This is a genomic window from Sphingopyxis sp. Root1497, from assembly GCF_001427085.1.
Lineage (GTDB): Bacteria > Pseudomonadota > Alphaproteobacteria > Sphingomonadales > Sphingomonadaceae > Sphingopyxis.
This window is the reverse complement of the sequence record NZ_LMGF01000004.1, coordinates 179,749-194,271: the sequence shown is the minus strand read 5'-3', so window position 1 is coordinate 194,271 and position 14,523 is coordinate 179,749. Positions and strand designations below refer to the sequence as shown.

The 14,523-nt window shown below is 65.6% G+C and carries 15 protein-coding genes; 10 read left to right on the top strand and 5 right to left on the bottom strand.

Going from position 1 to position 14,523, the window contains the following annotated elements:
• Window positions 1-54 precede the first annotated feature (54 nt).
• From ASD67_RS12490 to ASD67_RS12465, 6 genes are all read left to right on the top strand, one after another.
• The gene (locus tag ASD67_RS12490) at window positions 55-1,371 is read left to right on the top strand and encodes a pyruvate dehydrogenase complex dihydrolipoamide acetyltransferase (protein WP_056347665.1); all 1,317 of its coding nucleotides are present in this window, start codon (window positions 55-57) and stop codon (window positions 1,369-1,371) included.
• The gene (locus ASD67_RS23095) at window positions 1,368-1,622 is read left to right on the top strand and encodes a hypothetical protein (protein WP_156377700.1); all 255 of its coding nucleotides are present in this window, start codon (window positions 1,368-1,370) and stop codon (window positions 1,620-1,622) included. The genes ASD67_RS12490 and ASD67_RS23095 overlap by 4 nt, the downstream gene beginning before the upstream one ends.
• A gap of 14 nt (window positions 1,623-1,636) precedes the next feature.
• The gene (lpdA, locus tag ASD67_RS12480; protein WP_056347660.1) at window positions 1,637-3,031 is read left to right on the top strand and encodes a dihydrolipoyl dehydrogenase; all 1,395 of its coding nucleotides are present in this window, start codon (window positions 1,637-1,639) and stop codon (window positions 3,029-3,031) included.
• Between the two features lie 93 nt (window positions 3,032-3,124).
• Window positions 3,125-3,748 carry a phosphatase PAP2 family protein gene (locus ASD67_RS12475; RefSeq protein WP_056347658.1) on the top strand — a complete coding sequence of 208 codons (624 nt, stop codon included), beginning with the start codon at window positions 3,125-3,127 and terminating at the stop codon, window positions 3,746-3,748.
• A 54-nt stretch (window positions 3,749-3,802) separates the two neighbouring features.
• Window positions 3,803-4,201: a hypothetical protein gene (locus tag ASD67_RS12470; RefSeq protein ID WP_056347656.1), complete on the top strand. Its 399-nt coding sequence runs from the start codon at window positions 3,803-3,805 to the stop codon at window positions 4,199-4,201.
• Window positions 4,202-4,207: 6 nt separating this feature from the next.
• Window positions 4,208-4,834, top strand: coding sequence for a hypothetical protein (locus ASD67_RS12465; protein ID WP_056347653.1), 627 nt, complete (start codon window positions 4,208-4,210; stop codon window positions 4,832-4,834).
• Between the two features lie 9 nt (window positions 4,835-4,843).
• Here the strand turns inward: ASD67_RS12465 and ASD67_RS12460 are convergent, their stop codons facing one another.
• A complete protein-coding gene (locus tag ASD67_RS12460; protein ID WP_156377699.1) occupies window positions 4,844-5,524 on the bottom strand; it encodes a hypothetical protein in 681 nt (226 codons plus the stop codon).
• A gap of 36 nt (window positions 5,525-5,560) precedes the next feature.
• Between ASD67_RS12460 and ASD67_RS12455 the strand changes: the two genes are divergently transcribed.
• From ASD67_RS12455 to ASD67_RS12445, 3 genes are all read left to right on the top strand, one after another.
• Window positions 5,561-6,475: an aminotransferase class IV gene (locus ASD67_RS12455; RefSeq protein WP_056347649.1), complete on the top strand. Its 915-nt coding sequence runs from the start codon at window positions 5,561-5,563 to the stop codon at window positions 6,473-6,475.
• 2 nt (window positions 6,476-6,477) lie between these two features.
• The gene (locus ASD67_RS12450; protein WP_056347647.1) at window positions 6,478-7,212 is read left to right on the top strand and encodes a hypothetical protein; all 735 of its coding nucleotides are present in this window, start codon (window positions 6,478-6,480) and stop codon (window positions 7,210-7,212) included.
• Between the two features lie 238 nt (window positions 7,213-7,450).
• Complete coding sequence (locus tag ASD67_RS12445; protein WP_056347645.1) at window positions 7,451-8,785, top strand: Xaa-Pro dipeptidase; 1,335 nt, start codon at window positions 7,451-7,453, stop codon at window positions 8,783-8,785.
• A 39-nt stretch (window positions 8,786-8,824) separates the two neighbouring features.
• Here ASD67_RS12445 and ASD67_RS12440 read toward each other — a convergent pair whose 3' ends face one another.
• Genes ASD67_RS12440 through ASD67_RS12430 form a run of 3 tightly spaced genes read right to left on the bottom strand, consistent with a single transcriptional unit; the run spans window position 8,825 to window position 11,599 of the window.
• Window positions 8,825-9,607, bottom strand: coding sequence for a tyrosine-protein phosphatase (locus tag ASD67_RS12440; RefSeq protein WP_056347643.1), 783 nt, complete (start codon window positions 9,605-9,607; stop codon window positions 8,825-8,827).
• A gap of 2 nt (window positions 9,608-9,609) precedes the next feature.
• On the bottom strand, window positions 9,610-10,413 hold the full coding sequence (locus tag ASD67_RS12435) for a crotonase/enoyl-CoA hydratase family protein (protein WP_056347641.1): 804 nt from the start codon (window positions 10,411-10,413) through the stop codon (window positions 9,610-9,612).
• 55 nt (window positions 10,414-10,468) lie between these two features.
• Entirely contained in the window at window positions 10,469-11,599 is a 1,131-nt protein-coding gene (locus ASD67_RS12430; RefSeq protein WP_156377698.1) for a CaiB/BaiF CoA transferase family protein, read from the bottom strand.
• Window positions 11,600-11,829: 230 nt separating this feature from the next.
• On the opposite strand from ASD67_RS12430, the gene ASD67_RS12425 reads away from it, so the two are divergent.
• On the top strand, window positions 11,830-13,200 hold the full coding sequence (locus ASD67_RS12425; protein WP_056347637.1) for an alkaline phosphatase PhoX: 1,371 nt from the start codon (window positions 11,830-11,832) through the stop codon (window positions 13,198-13,200).
• Between the two features lie 40 nt (window positions 13,201-13,240).
• On the opposite strand, the gene ASD67_RS12420 is transcribed toward ASD67_RS12425, so the two are convergent.
• Window positions 13,241-14,491 carry an acetyl-CoA C-acetyltransferase gene (locus ASD67_RS12420; protein ID WP_056347635.1) on the bottom strand — a complete coding sequence of 417 codons (1,251 nt, stop codon included), beginning with the start codon at window positions 14,489-14,491 and terminating at the stop codon, window positions 13,241-13,243.
• Window positions 14,492-14,523: the final 32 nt, after the last annotated feature.

Here is a 14,523-nt window from a genome sequence, read left to right as displayed (position 1 = left end):
ACAGGCCGTAACGGCAGGGGCAACCTGCCAGACTGACAGGGAACATGCCTCACCATGCCGATCGAACTCAAAATGCCCGCGCTCTCGCCGACGATGGAGGAGGGCACGCTCGCCAAATGGCTGGTCAAGGAGGGCGATACGGTTAAGTCGGGCGACCTGCTCGCCGAGATCGAGACCGACAAGGCGACGATGGAATATGAGGCGATCGACGATGGCGTAATCGCGCAGATATTGGTCGCCGAGGGCACCGACAATGTGAAGGTCGGCACCGTGATCGCGACGATTACGGCTGAGGGCGAGGATGCGGCGAGCGCCAAGGCGGCGCCCGCCGCTGCGACACCTGCTCCCGAGGCGAAGGCTGAGCCTGCTCCGGCACCCGCCGCTACCCCCGCAGCGGCACCCGCACCCGCGGCTGCACCCGCACCGACCCCTGCCGCGGCGTCCGCCGCATCGGGCGACCGCATCAAGGCGAGCCCGCTCGCCAAGCGCCTCGCCGCCGAGCGCGGCATCGACCTGTCGACTATCACCGGCACCGGCCCCGGCGGCCGCATCGTCAAGGACGACCTTGATGGTGCCCCCGCCGGCGCAGCGGCTGCTGCCGCCGCGGCTCCGACCGCTGCGGCCCCGTCGGCCGCGCCCGCTGCCGCCGCTGCCGCACACAGCGAAATCGCCGATTTCGGTATCCCGCACGAGGACAGCAAGCTGTCGGGCATGCGCAAGACGATCGCGCGCCGCCTGACGGAATCGATGCAGCAATCGCCGCACATCTACCTGACAGTCGACATCCGCCTCGACGCATTGTTGAAACTCCGCACCGAGCTTAACGCCAGCCTCGAAGGGCGCGGGGTGAAGCTCAGCGTCAACGACATGCTGATCAAGGCGCTCGCGGTCGCGCTCGAACGCGTGCCCGCCTGCAACGTTTCGTTCGGCGGCGACGTGATGCGCCAGTACAGCCGCGCCGACATTTCGGTCGCGGTCAGCATCCCCGGCGGGCTGATCACCCCGATCATCACCGATGCCGGCGGCAAGTCGATGTCGAAAATCTCGACCGAGATGAGCGAACTCGCGGCGAAGGCGAAGGAAGGCAAGCTCCAGCCCAGCGAATATCAGGGCGGCACCGCCAGCATCTCGAACATGGGCATGATGGGGATCAAGCAGTTCACCGCGGTGATCAACCCGCCGCAGGGCATGATCATGGCGATCGGCGCGGGCGAGAAGCGCCCCTATGTCGTCGACGACGCCCTCGCGATCGCGACGGTCATGTCGGCGACCGGCAGCTTCGACCACCGCGCGATCGACGGGGCGGATGGCGCGCTGCTGATGAAGACCTTCAAGGAATTGGTGGAGAACCCGCTGGGGCTGGTGGCGTGAAAGGGATCAAGGTGTCAGCTCAAGATCATATAAATCGTTCCGCCGCACTACGTGGAAAAGGCGACTATTTCCTCGCCGCGCTTGAGATCGAAAATAATCGGGACAAGTTTGACGATGTGAGCATAGTGCCCGCTCTTCTGCAGGCATTCTACGCTGCTAAAGAGGCTGGTGATCGCTCTGAAGCGGAAAATTATGCACGCGAGATTGCTGCGCTCGATCCCGAAGTCCCCTCGATTCAAGATTTTTTGTAGGTTTGTTATAAGAGATGGCTGAAAACTACGACCTCATCGTCCTCGGCTCGGGTCCCGGCGGCTACGTCGCGGCGATCCGTGCGGCGCAGCTCGGGCTCAAGACCGCGATCGTCGAGCGCGAAAATCTCGGCGGCATCTGCCTCAACTGGGGCTGCATCCCGACCAAGGCGCTGCTGCGTTCGGCCGAAATCTATCATTATATGCAGCATGCCGGCGATTACGGGCTGATCGCGCAGCAGATCAGCGCCGATATCGACGCGGTGGTGAAGCGCAGCCGCGGCGTCGCGAAGCAGCTGAGCCAGGGCGTCGCCTTCCTGATGAAGAAGCACAAGATTACCGTCCATATGGGCGAGGGCAAGCTGACGGCGCCGGGCAAGCTCGAGGTGAAGGGCGAGAAGGGCAGCGAAACCCTCACGGCCAAGAACATCATCGTCGCGACCGGCGCGCGCGCCCGCGACCTGCCCTTCGCGCCCGCCGACGGCAAGCGCATCTGGACCTATCGCCACGCGCTCGTCCCGCCCGAAATGCCCAAGAAGCTGCTCGTCATCGGATCGGGGGCGATCGGGATCGAGTTCGCGAGCTTCTACAGCGACATGGGCGCCGAAGTTACGGTGGTCGAAATGCTCGACCGCGTCGTCCCGGTCGAGGATGCCGATGTCTCGGCCTTCCTCGAAAAATCGCTCAAGAAACAGGGCATGACGATCTTCACCGGCGCCGGCGTCGAGGAATTGAAGGCGACCGCCACCGGCGTTACGGCGAAGATCAAGACCAAGGACGGCAAGACCGAAAGCGCCGAATTCACCCACGCGATCGTCGCGATCGGCATCGTCCCGAACACCGAGAATATCGGGCTGGAAGCGCTCGGCGTGAAGACCACGAAAGGCCATATCGACACCGACGCGATGTGCCGCACCAACGTCCCCGGCCTGTGGGCGATCGGCGACGTCACCGCGCCGCCGTGGCTCGCGCACAAGGCGATGCACGAATCGGTGATTGCGGTCGAGGCGATCGCCGGCAACCATCCGCACGCGATGGACCCGCGCAACATCCCCGGCTGCACCTATTGCCGCCCGCAGATCGCCAGCGTCGGGCTGACCGAGGCCAAGGCGAAGGAACTGGGGTACGAGGTGAAGGCCGGCACCTTCCCCTTCATCGGCAATGGCAAGGCGATTGCCTTGGGCGAGTCCGAAGGCTTCACCAAGACGATTTTCGACGCCAAGACCGGCGAACTGCTCGGCGCGCACATGATCGGCGCCGAGGTTACCGAGCTGATCCAGGGCTATACGATCGGCAAGACCGCCGAGCTGGTCGAGGATGATTTCATCGGCACCGTCTTCCCGCATCCGACGCTGAGCGAGACGATGCACGAAGGCGTGCTCGCGGCGTTCGGGCGGCCGCTTCACATCTAACCACGGCCTCGTCATCCCCGCGAAGGCGGGGATCCAGCTGTTCGCAACAAGAAGCTGGGTCCCCGCCTTCGCGGGGATGACGAAGGAGGATTGATGCCCAGCAAGATCAACCGCTTCCTCATCGCCGCCGCCGTGTTGCTCGTCGGCGTCATCCTGCTCGGCTTCGCGGTCGTCGCGGGATGGACCCAGGCGATGGACCTGCGCATCTCGACCGACCTTGTCCTCCATGTCGGCAAGAGCGACCCCGCTTTCATCGCCTTCATGCAGGGCGCGAGCTGGATCGGCGGCGGCGCGCCGCGCTGGGTCATCGTCATCGGCCTGACCGCGCTCGTCTGGCGGCTCTGCGGGCCGCGCTGTGCGGTCGCGCTGGCGGGGGCGTCGCTATTGTCGAACCTCGTGTCGAGCCTGCTCAAAATGGCTTTCGGCGTCGCACGCCCCGACCTGATCCCGCATCTCGACCATCAGACGAGCTTTTCCTATCCCAGCGGCCATGCGACGAGCGCCGCGGTCGTCTATCTGATGCTCGCCTGGCTGGTGCCGCCGCGCTGGCGCCGCGCGGCGTGGAGCCTTGCGGGGGTGATGATCGTGCTCAACGGCACCTCGCGTATGATGCTTGGCGTCCATTGGGCGAGCGACATCGTCGGCGGTACGATGCTCGGCACCGCCTTCGCGCTGCTCGGTGCCGCCTGGGTGCGGCGCGGCCGGCCCGCGACATAAGAAAATCCTAACCGCTTGGCGCTATGACCCTCTTTGAAAGAGGAGGGTTTTCCTATGGGTGGTTCGATCGGCGGGGTGTTCCGCTGGCTGCTGGCGCTGATTCCGGTCGCCTATATCGGTTTCTTCCTGTGGCATTTCATGGGCGTCGGCGGCAATTCGATGGAGGGCATCGTCGGCATCGGACTCGGTCCGACCGTGCTCGGCCTGTCGATCATCGCGCTGCTGTTCCTGATCGGCCCGCTGGTCAAGCTGCTCCGCGTCGCGTCGGGCGCGAACCGCGTGCCCGGTGCGGCGGTCAAGGTCGGTGACGACCTGCCGGCGACCGAGGGGTTCGACGCCGACGCAGCTTTCGCGCGCTATATGAGCAAGCGCGGCGAAGCGCCCGCTGTACCTGAGGAAGCGTCGCCGCCCGCCGACACGCCGCGCCCGCAATTCGGCCGCAAGATCGGCTGATCGCCGATGGTGATCGTCCAGTATAGTGGCGGCAAGCTCGTCACCCGCGCGCTGCTGTTTTTCTTCGGCGGCTTTGCGCTGATGGGCACGCTGATCGGCGCGCCGCTCGGGCTCTATCTGATCGCTTATGGATGCCGCGCGCTGTGGAAGGCGATGGCGCCGGACAAAGCGGCGATCACCCAGCATGCGCGCGGCCTCGAAATCCGCACGCTCTGGACCAAGCGTTTCGTCTCCTTCGATCATTATACCCATGTCGGTGCCGAAACGCTCTTTCTCAGCGCGGCGGGTATGCCGATCCCGGGACCGGTGATACTGGTGATCCACAGCGACAAGGGCGGCATCGCGGGCAAACGAAAGATCCGCATCCCGCTCGGTTATTTGAAGCTCGTCGAACGCGCGGTGCCGCTGGTCGGCGAAGCGATCGAAATCTTCGCGATGCCGCACCGCGAGGCGGGCGCGACCTGGCATAAGGTGCTCGACGAAAAGCGCGCGGTCGAGGGCGGCCCGCCGCCGCCCCGCCAGCTCGCGACCGCCGAGGAACGCGCGGCGGCGCGCCGCGACCCGCTCGAAGGCGCGGCGCTGGGGCGTCTCGACCGCCCGCCGCCGGGCAGCTTTGGTCGCAAAGTCGCCTGACCGGCGACCTCAGTCGAAATTCTGGCTGCGCTTGCCGCTGATCTGACGCCCAATATCCTTGGCCAACAAGGCGTCGACCGGATCGCCCGTCGCTTCCAGCCGCTCCCGCTCAGCCTGCATCAACGTCTTGGCTTCCTTCTTGGGCAGCCGGGCGACGCTGTTGTAATAGCGCACGGCGCGGACCCATGGCGCATCGGCGTCGGGGACATCCTCCAGCGTGCGGGCAAACGCTGAACTGACGATGCGGAACGATCCGTCGGGCATCTTGCGCAGGAACAGCAGCAGCAACATGCCGCGCTTGAAGACGTAGCGATTGCACCCGCCCATGAAGGCGTCGGGATTGGCCTTGTGCAACTCATTGGGGTCGCTCGGCGTCGCCTGAAAGCGGTCGGTTCCCAAATGCCCGAAGATTTGCAGCCGCGCCGGCATTTCCGTGCCGTCGACCAGCTGCTCGGGGATCAGTTCGACGCTCGTTTGATCGGGGCCCGATCCGTCGCCGATCGCTGCGCCGACGCGAGCGAGGACAATGGAGTCGGACCCGGCCACCAGCTCCAGCGTTGTCGGTGTTTTATAGCCGGCCGCCATGGAACAGGCCTGCGCGGGCAGCGAGCCGATTGTGGCGGCTGCCAGCGCAATGGCCATCAATGCTTTGCTTGTCATGCCGCCGTGATTGGCGGCGATCATCGTCAATTGCAATGGGCGCCCGCCAGCGGCTAGGCTGGCGCCATGGCTCAAGGCACCCACGACTTCGTCCCCGATCCGCGCAACGACGCGATCCTGATCAACGTCAACGGCACGCTGGTGCCCCGCGCCGAGGCGAGCGTGTCGGTGTTCGACAGCGGCTTCATGCTCGGCGACGGGGTGTGGGAGGGGATCCGCGTCCACAAGGGGCGGATGGCCTTTCTCGACCAGCATATGGACCGCTTGTTCGAGGGTGCGAAGGCGATCGCGATGGACATCGGGATCAGCCGCGAGGCGCTGATCCAGCGGCTTTACGACACGATCGCGGGCAACCAGATGGATGCCTGTCACATCCGCCTGATGGTCACCCGTGGCATCCGCTCGACCCCGTATCAGGACCCGCGCGTCGTGGTCTCGCCCGCGACGATCGTCATCATCGCCGAGCATAAGGACCCGCTGCCCGCGACGGTCGAAAAGGGACTGTCGCTGTTTACCGTCCATGTCCGCCGCGGCGACCCCGCGGTGCAGGACCCCAAGCTCAATTCGCACAGCAAATTGAACTGCATCACCGCGTGCATCCAGGCGGCGCAGGCGGGCGCCGACGAGGCGCTGATGCTCGACCCGCACGGCTTCGTCGCGACCTGCAATTCGACCCACTTCTTCATCGTCCGCAAGGGCGAGGTGTGGACGTCGAGCGGCGATTATTGCCTCGCCGGAATCACCCGCAGCAACGTCATCCGCACCTGCCGCGAGGCGGGCATCCCGGTGTATGAGAAGAATTTCTCGCTCAACGACGTCTATGGCGCCGATGAGGCGTTCGTGACCGGCACCTTCGCGGGGGTGGTGCCCGCGCATACTATCGACGGGCGTGTGCTGACCGAGGGGCGGGGGCCGATGGTTGAGCGGTTGCAAGGGCTCTACAAGATATTGATCGAGCGGGACATTTCGGGCGAGGTCTGAGCATGGCCGATTGCATCCGCATCGCCATGTGGTCGGGACCGCGCAACCTGTCGACCGCGATGATGCGCAGCTTCGGCACCCGCGCCGACACCCATGTCAGCGACGAACCCTTTTATGGCTCTTATCTGAAAGAGACCGGCGACCCGCAGCCGATGATGGACGCGGTTATGGCGTCGATGGACTGCGACTGGCACGGCGTTGCGGCGACGATGACCGGGCCGAACCCGGCGGGCACGCCGATCTGGTACCAGAAACATATGGCGCACCATATGGTCGGACCGATCGCGCATGACGACCTGCCGGGGCTGCGCCACGCCTTCCTGATCCGTGACCCGGCGCGCGTCGTCGCGAGCTATGCCGCGAAGCGCGTGTCGGTGCGCCCCGACCATCTCGGCACCGACAAGCAGGTCGAATTTTTCGATCGCGAGGCCGACCGGCTGGGCCATGCGCCGCCGGTGATCGACAGCGCCGACATCTTGCGCGACCCGCCCGCGATGCTGGCGAAACTGTGCGCCGCGATCGGTATCGAATGGGACCCGGCGATGCTGCATTGGCAGGCAGGGCTGCGCGACACCGACGGCATTTGGGCGTCGCATTGGTACGACGCGGTGATGTCGAGCACGGGTTTCGGCGTGCCCGACAAGCCGATCCCCGAACTGACGGCGGAAGCGCAAGCGGTCGCCGAGGCGTGCCGGCCGGATTATGATTATCTGGCGCGATTCAAGATCGACCTCTGAGCACCAACAAACGTCATCCCCGCGAAAGCGGGGACCCGCCTTTTCTTTGCGCCTTTGCGCCTTTGCGTGAGTCCGAGAAAAAGAAAATCTCACGCAAAGGCGCAAAGGCACGAAGAAGGAAGAAGAAGGCGGGTCCCCGCTTTCGCGGCGATGACGAAGCGGTATCGCATTTTCCGCTGTCCTAATTTCCCCGCCTTTGCCATCACCGTTGCGGGCAACAAAAACAGGCGGATCAGACATGCAATCCAGTGTGAAGTTCGGGATTTTTCTGCGGCGAATCGCTTTTGGCGGCACCGCGCTTCTCGCCGTCGCGACGGTCCCGGCGCAGGCTCAGGACTCGACCGGCCAAACCGTCATCACAGCCGCGCGCTATGTCGATGTGCTGACCGGCAAGACGATCGACTATCCCGCGATCTTCGTTGGCCCCGATGGCCGCATCACCGGGGTTGCCGATGCGCGCACCGTGAAATGGGGCGCGAACGTCAAGCATATCGACCTCGGCGACAAGACTTTGCTGCCGGGCCTGATCGATATGCACGTCCACCTCGACGGCCCCGCCGATATCGGCGGTTACAACGGGCTGGAATTCACCGACAGCTTCTGGGGCATGACCGCAGTCAAGAACGCCCACGACATGCTCGACGCCGGTTTCACCACCGTGCGCAACGTCGGTTCGTCCGACCGCAACGACATCGGGCTCAAGCAGGCGATCGAGGCCGGCTATGCCGTCGGGCCGCGCATCGTTCCCGCGGGCTATGCGCTCGGCGCCACCGGCGGGCATTGCGATTCGACCTTCTTCCCGCCGAGCTTCGAGAAGGAAGACGCGAAGAAGGAGGGGATCGGCGATACCCCCGACGAACTGCGCTATCAGGTTCGCCGCCAGCGCAAATATGGCGCCGAGGTGATCAAGGTCTGCGCGACCGGCGGCGTCTTTTCCCGCAACACCGAACCCGGGCAGTTGCAGGTGTCCGAGGTCGAGCTGCGCGCGATTGCGGACGAGGCACATCAATGGGGACTGCGCGTCGCCGCGCATGCGCATGGCGCGGCGGGCATCCGCGCCGCGATCAACGCCGGGATCGACACGATCGAGCATGCCAGCCTGGTCGACGACGAGGGCATCCGCCTCGCCGTCGCGCGCAAGCAGCCGGTGTGGTTCTCGATGGATATCTATAACACCGAATATACCCAGGCCGAGGGCGCGAAGAACGGCGTGCTCGAGGATAATCTGCGCAAGGATCGCGAGATCGCGCAGGCCCAGCGCGACAATTTCCGCAAAGCGCACAAGGCCGGTGTCCGCATGGTGTTCGGCAGCGATGCGGGGGTGATGCCGCATGGCCAGATCGGCAAGCAGTTTCGGGTCATGGTCGAATATGGGATGACCCCGATCGAGGCCATTCAGGCCGCGACGCGCAACGCCGCGCAGGCGCTGAACCGCGAAAAGGATGTCGGCGCGATTGCGGTCGGCCGCTACGCCGACATCATCGCGGTCGACGGCGATCCGCTGACCGACGTGCGCCAGCTCGAGGATGTCGATGCGGTGGTCAAGGGCGGGGTGCTGGTGAAGGGCGGCTGATCACCGTGGCCCCCGCCTTCGCGGGGGCGACGAGGGCGCTCAGTAAACCACCAGCTTGTCGACGATCGCGTCGCGCATCTCGGGGGTGAAGTTCAGCACCGTCTCGGCATAGGTCGCGATGTCGCCATGGTCGCGGCGCACCGTCGCCAATGCGGCCTCAAGGAAGATCGGATTGACCGACATCAAAGTGCGGATCGCGTCATCGGGTATGTCCGCATTGTAGCGCGCCCGGATGACATCGCCGCCCTGCGCGATGCGCTCCTCGATCTTGCCCGCGCTGTTGGTGAGCAGATAATCGTGCATCAGATCGTCCTCATGCACCCCGAGCAGGCGGTGGACGATCGCCACGGCAAAGCCGGTGCGGTCCTTGCCTGCGACGCAGTGCACCAGGCTCGGCGCGTCATATTCGGCGAGCGCGGCGAGATACAGGCGCAGCGTCGCGACCAGCACTGGGCGGTACGGCATGCCGGCATAGGTATCGATCATCCGCGCCCGTGCGGTTTCGTTGTCGATCGTGCCCTTGGCGGCCTGCAGATGCGGCGCGAGGCCCGCGGTGTTGCCGTCGGCGAACAGCACCCGCGCCGAAAAGCCGTCGGACCTTTTGCACGGATGCGCCGCGCGTTCGTCGTCGCCGCGCAGGTCGACGATCGTTTCGATCCCCAGCGCATCGACCGCGCCAAGGTCGGTCGGGGTCGCATCCTGATGGTGCGCCGAGCGCCACAGCATCCCGCTGCGCAACTTGCCGCCGCCCTCGACGTCATAGCCGCCATAGTCGCGGAAATTGTGGATGCCGGACAGCGGCAGGACGCGCTCGGCGAGCATGGTCAGTCTCCTGTAAAAACGGGGGGGCGTTTTTCGACGAAAGCGTTGATCGCCTCGCGGTTGTCGGCGGTTTCGTGGACGATCGCCTGATAGGCGGCGCTGAGTTCGAGGATGTCGCTCATCCGGCTGTGCTGCGCCTCGCGGAGCAGTCGCTTGGTGAGTCGCAACGCGCGCGGCGGGTTGCACACGATGCGCTCGGCGATGGCGATGGCGCGGTCGAGCAGTTCCTCGTCGGGCACCACCTCGGTGACGAGGCCGTACTCCTTGGCCTGCGCCGCGTCGAAGCGGTCGCCGGTCAGGAACAGTTCGGCGGCGCGCGGATAGCCGAGGATCTTCTGCAGCAGCCACGCCCCGCCATCGCCGGGGACGATGCCGACCTTGATGAAGCTGCACGCGAATTTCGCGCTCTCGGCGGCGATGCGGATGTCGCAGGTGCAGGCGAGGTCGGCGCCGAGGCCGATCGCATGGCCATTGACCGCGGCGATCATCGGCACTTCGCAGTCCATCAGCGCGCGGATCACCGCCTGCACGCCCTTGCGGTAATTGGCGCGCGTCGAATCGGGCTGGTCGAGTACCCCGATGCCGGTGCGGTCCTGCATGCCCTTCAGGTTCCCACCGGCGCTGAACGCTTTGCCGCTGCCGGTGAGGATGATCGCGCTGACGCCGCGGTCGTCGCCCAGCGTGCGCAGCGTGTCGATGATGTCCTGGCAATCCTCGTGCGTCCCGATCGCATTCATGCTCTCGGGCTTGATCATCGTCAGGATTGCGATCTTGCCGCGCCGCTCGACGCTCAGAAATTCGCCCATTATTCTCTCCTTATCGGCAACCGCAGGCTACGCCTCGCGGCCGCCGCGTGCAAGTTCAGCGCACCGCGCCGTCGTTGCGCAGCGCCGCGATTTTGTCGGCATCGTAACCAAGCGCGGCGAGCACCGCATCGCCGTCGCCACCGACCGCCGGGGCGGGACGCGGGGTGTCGTTGACCGTCGCCGAATAGCGCGGGGCAGGGGCGGGATGCGGGACACCGGCGACGGTGACGAAGGTCTCGCGCTCGACATTGTGCGGATGGTGCGGTGCCTCGCTCAGCGACAGCACGGGGGCGAAGCAGACGTCGGTCATCTCCATCAGCTCGCACCACTCGTCGCGGGTCTTGGTGGCGAAGAGCGCGGCGACCTTTTCCTTCTTGGCGGGCCAATTTTCCTGGTCGTCCTGCACGTCGAAAGCGGGGTCGGCGTCGAGCCCGGTCTTGGCGCGCAGCAGCGCGTAAAATTGCGGCTCGATCGACCCGATCGAGATGAACTTGCCGTCGCTGCAGGTGTAGGTGTCGTAATATGGGGCGCCGCCGTCGAGACGGTTGACGCCGGCCTCGTCCTTGAGAGCGCCCGCGGCGTGGAACCACCAACTCATGCCCGCGAGCAGCGCCGAACCGTCGGTCATCGCGCAGTCGATCACCTGGCCCTCGCCGGTCTTCGCCGCATGGAGCAGCGCGCTCGACATGCCGAAGGCGAGCATCATGCCCCCGCCGCCGAAATCGCCGACATAGTTGACCGGCGGCACCGGCTTGCCGCCGCGTACGCCGACGGTGTGGAGCACGCCCGACAGCGAGATATAATTGATGTCATGGCCGGCAGCTTGCGCATAAGGACCGAACTGGCCCCAGCCGGTCATGCGGCCATAGACGAGCTTCGGATTATCCGCGAGCAGCACATCGGGGCCGAGCCCGAGCCGCTCCATCACGCCGGGGCGATAGCCCTCGATGATGCCGTCGGCGCTTTTGCACAGGTCACGCGCGGTCTGGACGGCTTCGGGGTTCTTCATGTCGAGCGAGATCGAGGTGCGGTTGCGCGACAGCGGATCGCGCGGGTCCATGAAGCCGCCCGGGCGGTCGATGCGGATGACCTCGGCGCCATGGTCGGCGAGCATCATGCCGCAGAAGGGGCCGGGACCGATGCCGGCGAATTCGATGATACGGATACCCTGAAGCGGACCTGCCATGTCTTTTTCTCCCAATATGTCTCCTTGGCCATGCCGACGCAAAAGGGGCAGTGCAAGGGCGAAGGAACCCTTAGGAGGGAAAGGATTTCTTTGCTTCCAGGGCGTCGTGCGGGATGCGAACAGGGCGGCTGCGCCAAATGTTGCACTAATGTGCCAGCCAACTTCAAAATGTCGCCAAACTGTCAGGCTTCCGCAGCCCGCCTGTCACCTCACGCCCCTATCGCGCGGCCATGGAACGGGCATCCATCGCACTCGATCGCCGCGGCTTCGCCAAGGGGCTGATGGCCACTGCCTTCGCCGGGCTCGCGCTGCACAGCCGCCATGTTTCCGCTGCGATGCTGGCCGAAGGGCAGGGCTTCGGGGCGCCGATCCCCGACCCGGCGCGGCTCCTCGATCTGCCACGCGGCTTTTCGTACAAGATCCTTTCGCAATATGGCCAGACGATGAGCGACGGGCGGCAGGTGCCGAACAGCGCCGACGGCATGGGCTGCACGACGCTGCCCGACGGTCGGCTGTGCCTGATGCGCAATCACGAACTTGGCGCCGACGAGTTGAGGCATGGGGCGTGCCCGGTGGGGACCAGCGGCGATGCGGCGGCGTTCGACTGTTACCGTGCGGGAAGCGGCGAGGCGCTGCCCGGCGGCGTCTCCACGATCATCCTCGATCCCGCGACCCTCGACGTCGAGGAACAATATCTCTCGCTCGTCGGCACGATCTACAATTGCTCGGGCGGCATCACGCCCTGGGGCACCTGGCTGAGCTGCGAGGAAGATGTTTCGCGCGGCGGCGGGCTGCACAAGGAAGACCATGGCTGGGTCTTCGAAATGCCCGTTGCGCCGGGCGGGCTGGTCACCGCCGAGCCGATCAAGGCGATGGGGCGTTTCAACCATGAGGCTGCAGTCGTCGATCCCCGGAGCGGCGCGGTCTATATGACCGAGGACCGGCAAGACAGCCTCTTCTACCGCTTCCTGCCCGCTGTGCCGGGCGAGCTTCAAAAGGGCGGGCGATTGCAGGCGCTGGCGCTGATCAACCCGGCGCTGTCCGATACGCGCAACTGGACGCGGCCGGTGCTGGCGAGCGGCGGCTGGCACGACGCGCGCTGGATCGATCTCGACGAGGTCGAAAGCCCGAAGGATGATTTGCGCAAACGCGGTGCGCGTGCCGGTGCGACCGTGTTCGCACGCGGCGAGGGTATCCATGGCGGCGACGGCGAGATCTATTTCACCTGCACCTCGGGTGGTCCGGCACGGCGCGGGCAGATCATGCGTTATCTCCCGTCGCCGGCCGAAGGGACGGCGGCCGAGACGGCGCAGCCGGGGCAATTGCAATTGTTCGTCGAAACGACCGATCCCGCGCATTTCAGCTTCGGCGACAATCTGAGCGTTGCGCCGAATGGCGACCTGATGGTGTGCGAGGACCGGCGCGGCAGCCGCCCCGACAATTGGCTGCGTGGGGTGACGCCGGAGGGGAAGGTCTATCCCTTTGCGCGGGTGAGCGCGGCGACCAAGGTGTCGGGTGTGTGCTTCGCGCCCGACGGTAAGACGATGTTCCTGAACCTCTACAACCCCGCGCGGACGATCGCGGTGCGCGGGCCGTTCTGATCGAAGCCCCTCCCGCAAGGAGAGGGGCTTCGCTTCAGGATCAGATGCGTTCGATGATGATCGCCGGCGCCATGCCGCCTGCGGCGCACATGGTGACGAGGCCATAGCGGCCGCCCGAGCGTTCGAGTTCGTCGAGTGCGGTGCCGATCAGGATCGAGCCAGTGGCGCCGATCGGATGGCCGAGCGCCATCGCGCCGCCGTTGATGTTCACCTTTTCGCGGTCGAGTTTCAGGTCGCGGATGAACTTTTCGGCGACCACGGCGAAGGCTTCGTTGATTTCCCAGACGTCGATGTCGGCGACGGTCAGCCCGGCCTTTTCGAGCACCTTCTTCGCCGCCGGAACCGGGGCGTTGAGCATCAGCGTCGGATCGTCGCCCTGGTTGGCATAAGCGACGATGCGGGCGCGCGGCTTCAGGCCGTGCTTGTCGGCATAGTCCTTCGAGGTCAGGAGCAACGCTGCGGCGCCGTCGACGACACCCGACGAGTTGCCGGCATGGTGGACACCTTCCCATTCGAGGTCGGGATAGACGCGCTGGATCTGCTTGCCGAAGGTCACCCCGCCGCCGAGGTCGAAGTCCTTGAGCGCGCCGAAGCTCGCCTTCAGGCCGGCGAGGCCTTCGGCGGTAGTTTCGGGGCGGGGGAATTCCTCGCGGTCGAGCGCGACGCTGCCGTCCTCGTTATAGACGGGCACGACCGACTTGGCGAAGCGGTTTTCCTTGATCGCGCGGTCGGCGCGCTGCTGGCTGACGAGCGCGAGCGCGTCGACGGCTTCGCGGCTGATGCCTTCCTTCGCGGCGATCGCGTCGCCGCACACGCCCTGGTGCGACTGGGGGTGGATGGCGTCGAGTGCGGCGTTGCCCGACCCCATGCCGAGCGGCTTGAGGCCCGCATTGGCTTCCTCGGCACCGATCTGCGCGGTGTAGCTCATCATTTCGGTGCCGCCGGCGATGACGCAATCTTCCATGCCCGACATCACGGTCGCGGCGGCGAAATTCACGCTGCTGATGCCGCCGCCGCAGAAGCGGTCGAGCGTCGTGCCCGAGGCCTTGGTGTCATAACCCGCGGCGAGCGCGGCCATGCGGCCGAGGTCGCCGCCCTGCTTGCCCTTTTGGGTCGAGGTCGACCAGATGATGTCATCGACGGTTGCCGTGTCGAGGTTGTTGCGTTCCTTGATCGCCTTCAGCACCGTCGCGGCGAGATGCTGCGGGTGGAGATGCGACAGCGCGCCCTTGCCGGGCTTGCCGATCCCGCGCGGGGTGCGGACGGCGTCGATGATATAGGCTTCGGACATTTCACAGGGTTCCTTCTTCGAGGGGAGTTTTC

What these genes read in the sequence shown, in the direction of transcription:
- ASD67_RS12490 (WP_056347665.1), top strand. Translation starts at nt 55, where the DNA reads ATGCCGATCGAACTCAAAATGCCCGCGCTCTCGCCGACGATGGAGGAG.
- lpdA (WP_056347660.1), top strand. Translation starts at nt 1,637, where the DNA reads ATGGCTGAAAACTACGACCTCATCGTCCTCGGCTCGGGTCCCGGCGGC.
- ASD67_RS12475 (WP_056347658.1), top strand. Translation starts at nt 3,125, where the DNA reads ATGCCCAGCAAGATCAACCGCTTCCTCATCGCCGCCGCCGTGTTGCTC.
- ASD67_RS12470 (WP_056347656.1), top strand. Translation starts at nt 3,803, where the DNA reads ATGGGTGGTTCGATCGGCGGGGTGTTCCGCTGGCTGCTGGCGCTGATT.
- ASD67_RS12465 (WP_056347653.1), top strand. Translation starts at nt 4,208, where the DNA reads ATGGTGATCGTCCAGTATAGTGGCGGCAAGCTCGTCACCCGCGCGCTG.
- ASD67_RS12455 (WP_056347649.1), top strand. Translation starts at nt 5,561, where the DNA reads ATGGCTCAAGGCACCCACGACTTCGTCCCCGATCCGCGCAACGACGCG.
- ASD67_RS12450 (WP_056347647.1), top strand. Translation starts at nt 6,478, where the DNA reads ATGGCCGATTGCATCCGCATCGCCATGTGGTCGGGACCGCGCAACCTG.
- ASD67_RS12445 (WP_056347645.1), top strand. Translation starts at nt 7,451, where the DNA reads ATGCAATCCAGTGTGAAGTTCGGGATTTTTCTGCGGCGAATCGCTTTT.
- ASD67_RS12440 (WP_056347643.1), bottom strand. Translation starts at nt 9,607, where the DNA reads ATGCTCGCCGAGCGCGTCCTGCCGCTGTCCGGCATCCACAATTTCCGC.
- ASD67_RS12435 (WP_056347641.1), bottom strand. Translation starts at nt 10,413, where the DNA reads ATGGGCGAATTTCTGAGCGTCGAGCGGCGCGGCAAGATCGCAATCCTG.
- ASD67_RS12430 (WP_156377698.1), bottom strand. Translation starts at nt 11,599, where the DNA reads ATGGCAGGTCCGCTTCAGGGTATCCGTATCATCGAATTCGCCGGCATC.
- ASD67_RS12425 (WP_056347637.1), top strand. Translation starts at nt 11,830, where the DNA reads ATGGAACGGGCATCCATCGCACTCGATCGCCGCGGCTTCGCCAAGGGG.
- ASD67_RS12420 (WP_056347635.1), bottom strand. Translation starts at nt 14,491, where the DNA reads ATGTCCGAAGCCTATATCATCGACGCCGTCCGCACCCCGCGCGGGATC.